The sequence below is a fragment of the Sphingomonas sp. genome (assembly GCF_031380695.1).
In the GTDB taxonomy this organism is placed as follows: Bacteria; Pseudomonadota; Alphaproteobacteria; order Sphingomonadales; family Sphingomonadaceae; genus Sphingomicrobium.
Genome location: NZ_JANMWY010000123.1, coordinates 1 through 13,273, shown reverse-complemented (window position 1 = coordinate 13,273; position 13,273 = coordinate 1). Strand labels below are relative to the sequence as shown.

The following is a 13,273-nucleotide window of genomic DNA, read 5'->3' as shown; positions in this document are numbered from 1 at the left end:
GAAATCGCAAAAGGGGCTATCGCAAAGCTCGAAGTTGCCGCGACGGCTCAAGCCAAACGGCTGTACTACAGCCCTGCGCGCAGATCCGCAACCAGAATCAGAGGGGGCCCGATCCGGTCGAAGGTCTCGCTCGACGACCTTCCCCTGTTCGCCGCCACCGCCCCGCAACAACCCGCGCCCGACCCCCTCGCCGCCGCCGTCGCCGGAATCGACCCCGACGCGCTCACGCCCCGTGAAGCCCTCGACGCACTGTATGCGCTCAAGCGACTCGCCGCCGAATCAACCTGACGCCGATTCAAAGTCGCCGACCGCGGCGAACATCGCGGTGAGCGCCTCGCGCTCGCGCTCGCTGATTTCCGGGCGCCAGATTTCGAACAGCAGTACGACCCGTACCTTGTCGCTGTCGTTCCACGCCTCATGTTCGATGCTGTCGTCGAAGATCATCATGCGGCCCGGCTCGACCGTTCGCTGGTGATTGCCGACCCTCAGACGGCACGTGGGCGGGACAATCAGCGGCAAATGGCAGATCAGCCGCGTGTTGAGCATGCCCCAATGCGGCGGGATGTGGGTCCTCGGCTCCAACAACGAGAACAGGGCCATCGGCGACCGGCCCGAGATCAATGGCAATGGCGCGCCGGCCAGCGCGCGCATCGTGGCGGGACAACGCCGTACATTATCTTTTACGGGCTGCCCGCTGCGATACAGATCGAACGCGCTCCAGCGGCGATCGTCGAGCAGCGCATGGCCGCGGTTAGGCCGGTCTGCGTCGCCCTCGACATAAGGATGAAAACCGTCGCGCTCGTCGAGCAGCGCAACGAGCTCGGCGCGGATTGCCGGTGCCGCCGCCTCCAGCGCGGCGACCCAAGGAAAGGCTCCCGGATCGTAGAAGCTGGTTTGCGGCAAGCCCGGATAGAAGAAGCTGGTCGGCTGCTGGACCTGGACGGGCATGCGCCCCGTCATGATGCCGATGGCCTCGTCGAACAGCGCGGGCCGCTGGCCCGCCGCGAACCCTGCGGCGTCGAGACTTTGCTCGAGGTGGGCCGCGAATCGGCCACTTGCCGCTGCGCTCGCCGCCGCGGCGCGCTCCAGGCTTCTGGCGATCCCCGGTGACGAATCGACCGGCGCATTGCTCAGGGCGAGGTTGAAATAGCTTACGGCAGCGCGATCGTCCCCGCGCTGCGCCATTCCCTCCCCCTTGCGGATCAACGCCAGCACATTGCGCGGTTCCATCGCCAGCACCGTGTCGAGCGCCGCATCCTCGCGTGCGAGATCGCCCGTTGCTGCATAGCATTGCGACAGGACTAGCCAGCTGTGGGCGCTGGCATTCTCGGCGGAGGTGACCTTTTCGAAGGCGAGGATGGCGGCGGGGAAATCGCTCTTCTGGAATGCAGCCACGCCTTCTTGTGCGGCAATTTCGAGGGACGGGTCGGTCATCGAAATTTCATAGCAAGTCGGGCGCACCAAGGCGATCCTGCGCCGGACGGTTGCGATCACGCTGTTGGTAGCGCACGGTGAGGCCAATGACGGCACAACACATGAAACCGGCGCGAACAGAAAGCGAAGTTGCGCGTCGCCGCACAATCATCGACCGGCGCCAAATCGCCGAAGTGCTCGACGCGCTGCCCGCCGGCGGCGGTCTGATCGCAGCCGCCACCACCATTCTGCGCGAAGCCATGGCCGACGGCCGAGCCGAGATCGCCGAGCGCGTCGCCGCCGAGCCGGGCCGTGGCCGCGCCCATGCCGCCGCCTACGCCTTTCTCGCCGACCAAATCGTCCGCCTTGCCTTTGATCTCGTCACCCAGCGCGTGTTCGCCAACCCCAACCCGACCCTGGCCGAGCGGATCGCGCTGGTCGGGCTCGGCGGCACCGGACGCGGCGAGATGGCGCCGTTCAGCGACCTCGACCTGATGATGCTCGTTCCCCCTGGCAGGGCACCCTGGTGCGAACAGGTGTGCGAAGCATTGCTCTATATTTTGTGGGACCTGAAACTGAAGGTCGGCCAGTCGGTTCGCACGCCGTTCGAAGCTATCTCGCTGGCTAAATCGGACATGACCATCCGCACCTCGCTGCTCGAAGCGCGCTTCCTGTGGGGCGATCAGGCGCTGTCCGACGAGACGGCGCAGCGCTTCCGCCGCGAAGTCGTCGCCGGCACGGCCCGCCAGTTCGTCGCCGCCAAGCTTGCCGAGCGTGATGAACGCCACCAGCGGATGGGCGATAGTCGCTATGTCGTCGAGCCGAACGTCAAGGATGGCAAGGGCGGCTTGCGCGACCTTCATACCCTCTACTGGATCGGTAAGTATGTCCATGGCGTTCAGCAGCCGGCGGAGCTGGTCGGTGCCGGCCTGTTCAGCGCGTCGGAGTACCGCCGTTTCGAGCGGGCCGAGCGTTTCTTCTGGTCGGTCCGCTGCCACCTCCACCTCGCTGCCGGGCGCGCCGAGGAGCGGCTGGGCTTCGACCGCCAGCGCGAGATTGCGGCCGCCATGCGCTACGCCGACCGGCCCGGCAAAAGCGCGGTCGAGCGGTTCATGCAATTCTACTTCCTCAACGCCAAGACGGTCGGCGACCTGACCGGGCTGTTCCTTGCCCAATTGGACGAACAGCTCGCTCGCCAGGGCCGCCGCTTCGCCTTGCCGGCGATCCGCCGCCGCCCGGCCAAGCTCGACGGGTTCATCGTCGATCGCGGTCGTATCGCCCTGCCGTCCGACGATTTCTTCGCGCAGGACCCAGTCCGCCTGCTCCACATCTTCGCGCTGGCCGCGCGCGAGCGGCTCGAGATTCATCCGTCGGCGATGCGCGCCGCCGCTCGCGACGCGCGGCTGGTTGACAGGATTCGGACCGATCCGCGCGCCAACGAATGCTTCCTCGCCGTGCTGACCGACCGCAACGCCCCCGAATTGACGCTGCGCTGGATGAACGAGGCCGGCGTCTTCGGTCGCTTCGTGCCCGACTTCGGCCGCGTCGTCGGCCAGATGCAGTTCGACATGTACCATCATTACACCGTCGACGAGCACACCATCCGCGCCATCGGTCTGCTCGCCGCCATCGAACGGGGCGAGCAGGCCAAAGAGCATCCCGCCTCGACCGCCATGTTCAGGCAGATCGCCTCACGCCGCGTGCTCTACGTCGCAGTCCTCCTCCACGACATCGCCAAAGGGCGCGGCGGCGATCATAGCGCGTTGGGTGCCGACATCGCGCTGCGCCTGTGCCCTCGCTTCGGGCTTGACGCGGGCGAAACCGAAACCGTCGCCTGGCTGGTGCGGCACCACCTGCTGCTGTCCAACACCGCTTTTCGACGCGACCTGTCCGATCCGACCACGATCGAGGATTTCGCGCAGATCGTGCAAAGTCCCGAGCGGCTGCGCTTGCTGCTGATCCTGACGGTCGTCGACATTCGCGCGGTCGGGCCGGGGACGTGGACCGAGTGGAAGCGCAGTCTCATCCGCTCCCTGTTCGAAGCCGCCGAAGAGCGGCTTCGGCTTGGTCACAAGCAGACCGGGCGCTCTGAGCAAGTCGCACATCGCCAGCAGGAACTGGCCGCCGCCCTCGGATGGAGTGCCGCCGCCGCCCACGCCGCGCGCCTGCCCGACAGCTATTGGCTAGCCGAGTCGCTCGACTGGCAACTTTCCAACGCGCGCCAGATCGCTGCCGCCGAAGCTGGCGGTAGCGGCCCGCGCACCAGCATCATCGCCGAGGACGATGCGGCTTCGGGCGCGACCCGCATCAGCCTGTTCGCGTCCGACGCGCCCGGCCTGTTCTACCGCGCCTGTGCCGCGCTGGCCGGTGCGGGAGCGAGCATTTTCGACGCACGCATCCATACGACTCACGACGGCATGGCGATCGACAATCTGCTGATCCACGACCGCCAGGGTCGAGCCTACACCGACCGCCGCCTGCGCGCGCGCCTGCTCGACGCGGTGATTGCCGGGATCGAGGGCGAGCGGCCCACGCTGCCCCGTGACCCACCGAGCGCCCAACGGACGTTCGACATCGCCCCGCGCGTACTCATTGCCGATCAGGCGTCGAGCCGGACAACCGTCGTCGAAGTCAACGCCCACGATCGCCCGGCGCTGCTCGCGCGCCTTGCCCAGGCAATCCACGACGCCGGACACCAGCTCCACTCGGCTCACATCGCCACTTACGGCGAGCGGGCGGTCGACGTCTTCTACGTCACCAACGGCAAGGGCCGGAAGCTCAACGACAAGGAGGTCGAGCTGTTGCGCGAGCTGCTCCTCGCCACCGCATCGGATTCCACCACCGCGAAAGCCGCATAAGAAAAGCCCCGCAGTTTCCCGCGGGGCTCCCTTTCTCCAGAAAGACAAGCCTTGGCCTTAGCCGCGCTCGCCCTTGGCCGGTGGCGGTGGCGGCGGCGGCGGTGCGGGCGGCAGCGGACAGGTCGCCGTCACTTCGATCACTGACCCATCAACACAGGTCTGCGTTGCGGGCGGCGGCGGTGGCGGAGCCGGCGGCGCGACATAGGGCGGCGGAGCGGCATGCTCCGGAGTCAGCTTGGCGCGCAGCGTTAAGCCATAGGTCCGCGGCTCACCGAGGAAGGCCGCGTAGAGGGCGTTTGAGCGAGCTGTGAAGCCCGACTGGACCGACCGCGTCGAACCCGAACCCTGCAACGGCGCATCGAAGCCGACCTGCTTGTAGTTGGTGTTGAACAGGTTCTGGGCCCAAAGCTCGATCCCCCAGCGCTGGCCCGGCCCACGCAGGCCGATGCGGGCGTTGACGACGTTGAAGCTCTTCTGGATCTTCTCGAGGTCGAGGTCGGAGCCGGTGTTGTATCCGCTCGAGTGGCGCATGTCGGCGTAGACCAGCGCGGTCATCCCCGCATCGCCGATTGGCGGAGTCCAGCCAAGCGAACCGGTTGCCGTAAAGCGAGCCGAGTTCGACAGGCGCCGGCCGGGCAACTGAAACAATCCATCGATGATCGAATTGCCCGCCGCACCAATCAGATTCTGGCGATATTTGGTGTCGACCAGTGTCGCCCCCAGCGCGCCACGGACATTGGCGATCGGCCGGAAGAAGGTCTCGACCTCGATGCCCTTTGAACGCACACCGGCGCGGCGGCCGCCACTGCAGGCGACGGTCGTCCCCGCACGCGGGTCGCTGTCCGCCCCGCCCAGGCTGGACGTACAGGCGTTGACGTTCTCGACGACGAAATTGACCCCGTTGAACGTGTTCAACTGGAAACTTTTAAAGTCTTCGATGAAGCCGGCGATGTTTACGTCGATAAAGCGGCTCTTATACTTTAAACCGGCCTCGTAGGCGGTGACCAGCTCAGGCGCGAACTGGAGGGCGTTGAGGTTGACGTTACCGAACGTGAGGCCTGACCGATCCAGGTTGAATCCGCCGGCCTTGTAGCCGCGCGAGTAGCTCGCATAGACCAGCGTGGACGGCATGACCTTGTAACTAAGCACGCCGGTCCCGGTCCACCGCGATTCTTTCTTGTTGCCACCTGAAAAGGAGCCGTTGATGGCGTTGAGCGGCGGGAAGCACGGGGCACCGGCGAGGGGCGTCAGTACCGTCCCTGCAAGCGCATTCGACAACCCGACGATTGCCGGCGTCAACGCGCCATATGTCGCCGGGTTCGCCGTTGCTGCCGCGGCAAGAGCTCGCAGCTGGACGATGTTGTTCTGGTAAGCCGAGCACTGGCTGCCGCTGACGAGGTTCGCATTCAGCGTCTTGTGATCACGCGTGTAGCGGACGCCGATCGTTGCACTCAGCGCGTCGGTGATCTTGATGATGTTGTGGGTGAACAGTGCGTAGTTAGTGTCCTTCTGGTTGAACACGTCCTGCACCAGCACGTTGCTGATTGGGGTGTTCGCCACCCGGCTGGCAATAGCGTTGATGACGGTCGGTCGCGCGGCGACGGGGACGCCGGCAAATGCCGGGTTCGTCGCCAGCTGGTTAGCCAGGAAGCCCTGCGCGAAAGCGTTGAGCGCGAAATAGCCGGGGAATTGCGCCAGCGCCGGACTCGACGCCCGCACCTGCGCGGTGAAGAAGCGGTCGAAGTCCGCCCCGGCCGACAGATTATCCTTCGCCTGAAGCTTTTCGTTGGCGTAATAACCGCCGACCAGCCAGTCGAGATGCCCGCCGAGCAACGAGCCCTGCAGACGAAGCTCCTGCGTGAAGGTCTTGAAACGGTTGCCCGCCCCGCCGTGACCGTCGCGATAGAGGATGTCGAGATTATTATAGTCCGCGTCCTGGCCGCGGATAAACTTGTTGTAGCGATAGGCGGTGATCGACGTCAGCTGCGTCGATCCGAACTTGTAGTTCAGCTCGCCCGAGAAGCCATAGTCCCGCACGTCACTGTTATAATCGCGGCCCGGTGTCACCGATGCCTTGCGCGCAAACGTGTCGTCATTGATGATCGCGCCCAGCCCGCGCTCCAACGCGGCAAAGGTCGACGGCGCGTACGTGAAGGATCCCGCACCGGCGGCAACCGCGTCCTGCGCCTTGATATAGGTCGCCGCGCAGCATTCCTCGTTGCGCTTCGAATAGTCGCCGATCAGCCGCACCGACAGGTCGCTGCTTGGTTGATAAAGCAATTGCCCGCGAATGAGGTAGCGATTGCGGTTATTAATGTCGCGACCCGAAATCACGTCGCGGATGAAGCCGTCGCGCTTGACGTAAACACCATCGATCCGCGCGGCGAGCGACTCGCTCAGCGGACCGGTCACCCCCGCCTCGAAGCGTCGGAGATTATAGTTGCCGACCGTTGCTTCCCCGGTGATTTCCGTGTGGAATAACGGTTTGGCGGTGAACACCGAGATCAGGCCGGCCGAGGCGTTACGCCCGAACAGCGTACCTTGCGGACCACGCAACACTTCGATGCGGTCGAGCGCGCCAAGTTCGGTCAGGCCGGTGCCGACCCGCGAGCGATAGACGCCGTCGATGAAGGTAGCGACCGAGCTTTCGAGGCCGGGGTTGTCGCCGACCGTACCGATGCCGCGGATGCGTGCGCCGCCGGCGCCCGCTTCGGACGAGGTCGACGAGACCAGTAGCGAAGGCGAAACCTGGTTGAGCTGGCGAATGTCGCTCGCGCCGGTGTTTTTGAGCGTGTCGGCCGTGACCGCACTCACTGCCAGCGGGACGTTGGACAGGGCTTCGTTACGGCGAGTCGCGGTGACGATGATGTCGCCAGTGTCGACCGGCGTCTGGGCCGTGTCAGTGGTTGCCACCGCGTCGGCAGCAGTAGTCGGGCTATTCTGTGTGGTCGGATCGACCTGCCCGGTGTCCTGCGCGAACGCCGGTGCTGCCGTCAGTGCCACAATCCCCGCCGACGCGAGCCAAATCGACTTGCCCATCTTATCCACTCCAGAGTTTCTGTTCATTTTTCGTTGCGAAGAAGACTAATCGTCCACCGCGGCCAAAGATATACGGCGCGTCGCTTTCCCGCCATTTCCTCGGCGTATGCGGCGCGATTGCAACAGCAGTGGCGGGCAGGCAAAGAAAAGCCCGACTGCCGTAAGGGCACGCCGGGCCTGTTCTTCGGGTGAAAGGCGAATTGCGCCTATTTCGGCGACAGCACCATCAACATTTGCCGACCTTCCATCCGCGGATGGGCCTCGACCTTGGCGATCTCGCCGGTCTCCGCCTGGACCCGCTGCAACACGGCCATGCCGAGCTGGCCGTGCGCCATCTCGCGTCCGCGGAAGCGCATCGTCACCTTGACCTTGTCACCGTCCTCGAGGAACTCGACGACCTTCTTCATCTTCGTGTCATAGTCATGGTCGTCAATGTTCGGACGCATCTTGATCTCCTTGATCTCCTGCGTCTTCTGGCGTTTCTTCTGCTCGTTGGCCTTCTTCTGCGCTTCATATTTGAAGCGGCCGATGTCGAGGAACTTGGCCACGGGCGGGTCGGCATTGGGGCTGATTTCGACCAGGTCGAGGCCGACTCCGACTGCCTGCTCATAGGCCTCGCGCGTATACATCACGCCCAGATTTTCGCCATTTTCGTCGATCACCCGGACTTTCTGGGCCTGGATGAACTCGTTGTAGCGGGGGCCGGTAAACTGCGGCGGCGCCTGTGATCGGCGCGGATAGGGCGGTGGTATAGCAGAGTCTCCAAATATGGTTGTGGTCAGCGCCAGCTAAGGCTTCGCTCGCCGCTTGTGAAGGGGATTCGGCCGAATTCGGCTCTCCTGTGGCATGGTGGCGTCAGTTCGCGCGCAGGTCAGGCGGCACCGCCTCGTCGACGATCATCGCGATCGCTTCGTCCAGCGTCATCACCTTCTGATGCTCCTCGGACCCCAGCCGACGGATCGCTACCGTGCCCTCCTCGGCCTCGCGTTTGCCGACGACCAGAAGCAGCGGGACCTTGGCCAAGCTATGTTCGCGCACCTTGTAGTTGATCTTTTCGTTGCGCAGGTCCGCTTCGGCGCGGATGCCGGCCGCCTTCAACTTGGCCAGCACGTCAGTGGCATAGCCGTCGGCATCAGAAACGATCGTCGCCACCACCGTCTGCACCGGCGACAGCCATAGCGGGAAGCGCCCGGCGTGATGCTCGATCAGGATACCGATGAACCGCTCGAATGTGCCCAGGATCGCGCGGTGGAGCATCACCGGCCGGTGGCGCGCGCCATCTTCACCGACGTAGCTCGCGTCCAGCCGCTCGGGCAGCACCGTGTCGGTCTGTATTGTGCCCACCTGCCACGTCCGCCCGATCGCGTCCGTCAGGTGGAACTCCAGCTTGGGTGCGTAAAAGGCACCTTCGCCCGGCAGTTCCTCCCAGCCATATTCCTCGGTATCGCGCCCGGTCGCCCTGACCGCGTCGCGCAGTGACTGTTCGGACCAGTCCCACATCGCGTCCGACCCGAACCTTTTGTCGGGCCGCAGCGCCAGCTTGATCGCGTAATGGTCGAAGCCGAGGTCACGGTACACGCTGTCGAGCAGATCGCAGAATGCCCGCACCTCGTCGATCAACTGGTCCTCGCGCACGAAAATATGGGCATCATCCTGGGTGAACTGGCGCACCCGCATGATGCCGTGCAGCGCGCCATGCGGCTCATTGCGGTGGCAGCAGCCGAACTCGGCCATGCGGATCGGCAGGTCGCGATAGCTGGTGATGCCCTGTTTAAAAATCAGCACATGCGCCGGGCAGTTCATCGGCTTGAGCGCCATCAACTCGCCCTTGCCTGACAGCACCGGCCCCTCTTCTTCGGCATTCGGGATCTCGTCCGGAACAACGAACATATTCTCGCGATATTTGCCCCAGTGGCCGCTCTTCTCCCACTGGCGCGCGTCCATGAGCTGCGGCGTCTTGACCTCGTCATAGCCCGCCGCATCGAGCCGGCGGCGCATATAGGTCTCCAGCGCGCGCCACAGCACGAACCCCTTGGGGTGCCAGAACACGCTGCCATGGGCCTCTGCTTGGAGGTGGAACAGGTCCATCTCCTGCCCGATCCGGCGATGGTCGCGCTTGGCCGCCTCTTCCAGCCGCACGAGATGCGCGTCGAGCTGCTTCTTGTTGAGCCATGCCGTGCCATAGACGCGGCTCAGCATGGGGTTGTTCTGGTCGCCGCGCCAATAGGCACCCGACACCCGCGTCAGCTTGAACGCCGCCGGATCGAGCTTGCCGGTCGAGGGCAAATGCGGCCCCCGACACAGGTCCATCCACGCATCGTCCGACGCGCCCGAGCGGTACATGGTGATCGCTTCGCCCTCGGGCAGCTCCATCACCCACTGCGCCTTATACGTTTCGCCAGTCCGCTCGAAAAACGCCCGCACATCCTCGCGCCGCCACTCCTCGCGCACCAGTGGCTCGTCGGCAGCGATGATCCGGCGCATCTCGGCCTCGATCAGCGGCAGCTCCTCGTCGGTGAACGGCCCCCGTCCCGGTGCCGGGGCGAAGTCGTAATAGAAACCGTCGTCGGTCGCCGGTCCGAAGGTGATCTGCGTCCCCGGGAACAGCTTCTGCACTGCCTCTGCCAGGACATGCGCATAATCGTGCCGAAACAGCTCCAAAGCGTCCCGTTCGTCGCGCGCCGTGATCAGTGTCAGAGTGGCATCCTGGTCGAACGGCCGGTTGAGATCGCGCAGCTCGCCATCGACCCGCGCCGCCAGCGCCGCCTTCGCCAGACCCGGCCCGATCGCCGCGGCGACGTCGGCCGGAGTCGATCCCTCCGGCACTTCGCGAACGGTGCCATCGGTCAGTGTGATCTTGAACATCTTCGACATGGGCGCGGCCTTAGCCGGGCACGACGCGTCCCTCAACCTGCCGCGTCGGCGCCAACCTTGGGCGGCAGCACGAACAAGGTGACGAACTTCTCGGCCAACACGCGGTCACCGGTGACACCGAGCCGGTCGAGCGGCTGGCCACCATAGACTACCGACGCCAGCGTCGCCGGCGCGCCTGACAGGATGACGTCGCACCGCTCGAGCGTCGCGCGTTCAACGCGAATCCCGCCCTTCTTCACCCGCGCGACATACTCGTTAGCCCCGAAGCGGAAGCCGATTCGCGCGTCGATCCCCTTGGCCCGCTTCGCCGAGATCATTGTCCGGAACGACAGCAGGATCGACACGCCGCTGATTGGCAGGGTCGGGTCATGGCGCGGGCTGCGCGCCGCCCAGCGACCGAGCGCCTGGACGATAGGCTCCGCCTCGAGTCCCCACTCGGTCGCTTCATAGACTTGCGCCGAGGCCGGCGGAGGGAGGCGACGACGCTTCACTAGCCCGCGTTGCTCAAGCTCGCTCAGCCGCTGAGTTAGCACATTGGCGCTGATCCCGGGCAAGTCGCCCCGCAAGTCCGAAAAACGCCGCCCGCCCAGCATCAGCTCGCGCAGGACGAGCAGCGCCCACCGATCGCCAATCAGTTCGAGCGCATGCGCGGTGCCACAGGCATCGTCGTAGCGCCGCTTGTCGTCTTTTGCGGGCGCTCCGTCGCTTAACAGAGTTAGATTTTCTAACTTCATAGTTGCAATATAGGACAACTCGGCTATTTTATCAACATCAATCGAGTCGCAAACTCGATGAAACCGACAGGAGAAGGTGTATGGCCTATATCGACGGCTTCCTGATTCCGGTCCGCCACGACCGCAAGGAGGATTATCTCGCCCAGGCGCGCGCCGCCGCCCCGATCTTCCTCGACCTTGGCGCCACGCGCGTGGTCGAGACGTGGGGCGACGACCTCAAGCCGGGCAAGCAGACCGATTTCTTTCGCGCCGTCGCCGCCGAAGAGGGCGAGACGGTCGTCTTCTCGTGGATCGAATATCCCGACAAGGTGACCCGCGACGAGGCCGGTCGCCGGATGATGGACGACCCGCGCTTCGCTGCGCTCGGCGAGATGCCGTTCGACGGCAAGCGCATGGTCTTTTCCGGCTTCACCCCGATCTTCGACAGCAAAGGAGAATTGGCATGACCAATCCCCACGGCAGCTTCATCTGGTACGAACTGATGACCCCCGACCCCGACGCCGCAAAGAGCTTCTATGACGCCGTCGTCGGCTGGGACATCGAGGCGCAGCCCGCAGGCGAGATGGACTATCGCATGATCACCATCCCCGGCGCTGGGAATGCTGGCGGCGTGCTCCGCCTGACCGACGAAATGCAGTCACATGGCGCGCGCCCGGTCTGGCTCGGCTATCTTGGCGTCGACGATGTCGATGCGATGATAACAGCGGTCGAGCACGCGGGCGGCAAGACGCTGATGCCCGCGAACGACATGCCCGGCGTGGGCCGCATCGCGATGATCGCCGATCCGCAGGGTGCCCCGCTCTACATCATGAAGCCGACACCGCCGCCGGGAAATGAGAGCGTCGTCAGCGACGTCTTCTCGGTCGACGAGACGCGCCATGTCCGCTGGAACGAACTCGCTACATCCGATCCCGACGCCGCGATCACCTTCTACAAACGCCACTTCGGCTGGCACCAGGAAGGAGATATGGACATGGGCGATATGGGCAAATATCGCTTCCTGCAGCATGGCGGCGTTGCCATCGGCGCGGTCATGCCGACGACTTCCGCCAGCCAATGGCGCTATTACATCGGCGTCGACGACATCGACCGCGCCATCGCGGCGATCGACGCGGGCGGCGGGAAGGTCGTCGAAGGTCCCCACCCAATCCCTGGCGGCGAGTTTTCGCTCCACGCGACTGACCCGCACGGCACCGCCTTCGGCCTGGTTGGTCCGCGCAAATCCTGAATGAGGGAGAGAGAGAATGGCCAACGACAAACTGATCCATTGCCTCTGGTTCGATAAGGACGAAGCGCGCAAGGCCGCAGAATTCTATGCTGCGACCTTTCCCGACAGCCATGTCGACGCGCACCGCGCCGCCGCCACCGACTATCCCGGCGGCAAGGCGGGGGATGAGCTCACAGTGGAGTTCACCGTCCTCGGTCGGCCGTTCGTCGGCCTCAACGGCGGCCCCAACTTCAAGCCGAACGAGGCGGTCAGCTTCATGGTCATCACTGACGACCAGGCAGAGACCGATCGATACTGGAACGCCATCGTGCAGAATGGCGGCGCGGAGAGCGAGTGCGGCTGGTGCAAGGACAAATGGGGCTTTTCGTGGCAGATTACGCCCCGCGCGCTGATGACGGCCATGGCCAATCCCGACCTGGCGGCCGCCAAGCGCGCAATGGAAGCGATGATGACGATGCGCAAGATCGACATCGCCACCATCGAGGCAGCCGAACGCGGGGTCGCTATCGATGCGTAGGATCGTCGGCGCGGCATTCGTCACGCTCGACGGCGTGATGCAGGGACCAGGCGGACCGACCGAGGATCCTACCGGTGGCTTCCGCTTTTCGGGCTGGCTCCCACCGGTCGGCGACGAGGCCATCGACGGCAAGATCGGCGAGATCTTCGGTCGACCGTTCGACCTGCTGCTCGGCCGCCGCACGCATGACATATTCGCCGCCTACTGGCCCTACGCGCCGGACGAGATGGCGGACATTCGCGACCCGTTCAACGCCTGCACAAAATATGTGGTGACCCATGGCGATGATCCGCTCGCGTGGGAGAATAGCGAGCGGGTTTCGATCGAAGCCCTGCGCGCCATCAAGCAGGGCGACGGCCCCGACCTCGTCATCCAGGGCAGCAGCACGCTTTATCCGCAACTGCTCGACGCCGGGCTGCTCGACGAGCTGACGCTGATGATGTCCCCGATCATCCTCGGACAGGGCAAGCGGCTGGTCGCCATGGGTCACGACATATTTGGCGCAGACATTGAACGGGTCGCGGATGCCCGCCATCTCGTCCGGTGCGTAAGGCCAGTAGGCGGCGAAGATGTCATGGGTGCGGCGGCCGAGCAGCAGGTCGAACGGTCG

At 64.7% G+C, this 13,273-nt stretch carries 10 protein-coding genes and 1 pseudogene; 6 read left to right on the top strand and 5 right to left on the bottom strand.

The genetic code is table 11. The annotated features are described in order from the left end of the window. Positions 1-288, top strand: a pseudogene (locus tag RMN84_RS04550) (DNA mismatch repair protein MutS); the annotation flags it as partial. On the opposite strand, the gene RMN84_RS04545 reads toward RMN84_RS04550, so the two are convergent. Then, entirely contained in the window at positions 280-1,434 is a 1,155-nt protein-coding gene (locus tag RMN84_RS04545) for an aspartyl/asparaginyl beta-hydroxylase domain-containing protein (protein ID WP_309611014.1), read from the bottom strand. The pseudogene RMN84_RS04550 and the gene RMN84_RS04545 overlap by 9 nt on opposite strands. A 101-nt stretch (positions 1,435-1,535) precedes the next feature. Between RMN84_RS04545 and RMN84_RS04540 the strand changes: the two genes are divergently transcribed. Further along, positions 1,536-4,271, top strand: a complete 2,736-nt coding sequence (locus RMN84_RS04540; RefSeq protein ID WP_309611013.1) for a [protein-PII] uridylyltransferase — start codon at positions 1,536-1,538, stop codon at positions 4,269-4,271. Positions 4,272-4,328: 57 nt separating this feature from the next. Here the strand turns inward: RMN84_RS04540 and RMN84_RS04535 are convergent, their stop codons facing one another. The 4 genes from RMN84_RS04535 to RMN84_RS04520 all read right to left on the bottom strand — a co-directional run bounded on the left by RMN84_RS04535 (position 4,329) and on the right by RMN84_RS04520 (position 10,918). Then, the gene (locus RMN84_RS04535; RefSeq protein WP_309611012.1) at positions 4,329-7,310 is read right to left on the bottom strand and encodes a TonB-dependent receptor domain-containing protein; all 2,982 of its coding nucleotides are present in this window, start codon (positions 7,308-7,310) and stop codon (positions 4,329-4,331) included. Positions 7,311-7,516: 206 nt separating this feature from the next. Continuing rightward, positions 7,517-8,062 (bottom strand): translation initiation factor IF-3, encoded by a 546-nt coding sequence (infC, locus tag RMN84_RS04530; RefSeq protein ID WP_309611015.1) that lies wholly within the window; start codon positions 8,060-8,062, stop codon positions 7,517-7,519. Positions 8,063-8,165: 103 nt separating this feature from the next. After that, entirely contained in the window at positions 8,166-10,184 is a 2,019-nt protein-coding gene (thrS, locus tag RMN84_RS04525; RefSeq protein WP_309611011.1) for a threonine--tRNA ligase, read from the bottom strand. Between the two features lie 32 nt (positions 10,185-10,216). Further along, positions 10,217-10,918: a winged helix-turn-helix transcriptional regulator gene (locus RMN84_RS04520; protein WP_309611010.1), complete on the bottom strand. Its 702-nt coding sequence runs from the start codon at positions 10,916-10,918 to the stop codon at positions 10,217-10,219. Between the two features lie 80 nt (positions 10,919-10,998). Between RMN84_RS04520 and RMN84_RS04515 the strand changes: the two genes are divergently transcribed. The 4 genes from RMN84_RS04515 to RMN84_RS04500 all read left to right on the top strand — a co-directional run. Further along, the gene (locus RMN84_RS04515; protein WP_309611009.1) at positions 10,999-11,364 is read left to right on the top strand and encodes a DUF1428 domain-containing protein; all 366 of its coding nucleotides are present in this window, start codon (positions 10,999-11,001) and stop codon (positions 11,362-11,364) included. Further along, entirely contained in the window at positions 11,361-12,146 is a 786-nt protein-coding gene (locus RMN84_RS04510; protein ID WP_309611008.1) for a VOC family protein, read from the top strand. The genes RMN84_RS04515 and RMN84_RS04510 overlap by 4 nt, the downstream gene beginning before the upstream one ends. Before the next feature lie 16 nt (positions 12,147-12,162). After that, positions 12,163-12,663 (top strand): VOC family protein, encoded by a 501-nt coding sequence (locus RMN84_RS04505; protein ID WP_309611007.1) that lies wholly within the window; start codon positions 12,163-12,165, stop codon positions 12,661-12,663. Further along, on the top strand, positions 12,656-13,273 hold a 618-nt coding region (locus tag RMN84_RS04500; RefSeq protein ID WP_309611006.1), incomplete at its 3' end, for a dihydrofolate reductase family protein. The genes RMN84_RS04505 and RMN84_RS04500, both read left to right, overlap by 8 nt.

What these genes read in the sequence shown, in the direction of transcription:
- RMN84_RS04510 (WP_309611008.1), top strand. Translation starts at nt 11,361, where the DNA reads ATGACCAATCCCCACGGCAGCTTCATCTGGTACGAACTGATGACCCCC.
- RMN84_RS04535 (WP_309611012.1), bottom strand. Translation starts at nt 7,310, where the DNA reads ATGGGCAAGTCGATTTGGCTCGCGTCGGCGGGGATTGTGGCACTGACG.
- RMN84_RS04515 (WP_309611009.1), top strand. Translation starts at nt 10,999, where the DNA reads ATGGCCTATATCGACGGCTTCCTGATTCCGGTCCGCCACGACCGCAAG.
- RMN84_RS04520 (WP_309611010.1), bottom strand. Translation starts at nt 10,918, where the DNA reads ATGAAGTTAGAAAATCTAACTCTGTTAAGCGACGGAGCGCCCGCAAAA.
- RMN84_RS04505 (WP_309611007.1), top strand. Translation starts at nt 12,163, where the DNA reads ATGGCCAACGACAAACTGATCCATTGCCTCTGGTTCGATAAGGACGAA.
- RMN84_RS04540 (WP_309611013.1), top strand. Translation starts at nt 1,536, where the DNA reads ATGAAACCGGCGCGAACAGAAAGCGAAGTTGCGCGTCGCCGCACAATC.
- thrS (WP_309611011.1), bottom strand. Translation starts at nt 10,184, where the DNA reads ATGTCGAAGATGTTCAAGATCACACTGACCGATGGCACCGTTCGCGAA.
- RMN84_RS04545 (WP_309611014.1), bottom strand. Translation starts at nt 1,434, where the DNA reads ATGACCGACCCGTCCCTCGAAATTGCCGCACAAGAAGGCGTGGCTGCA.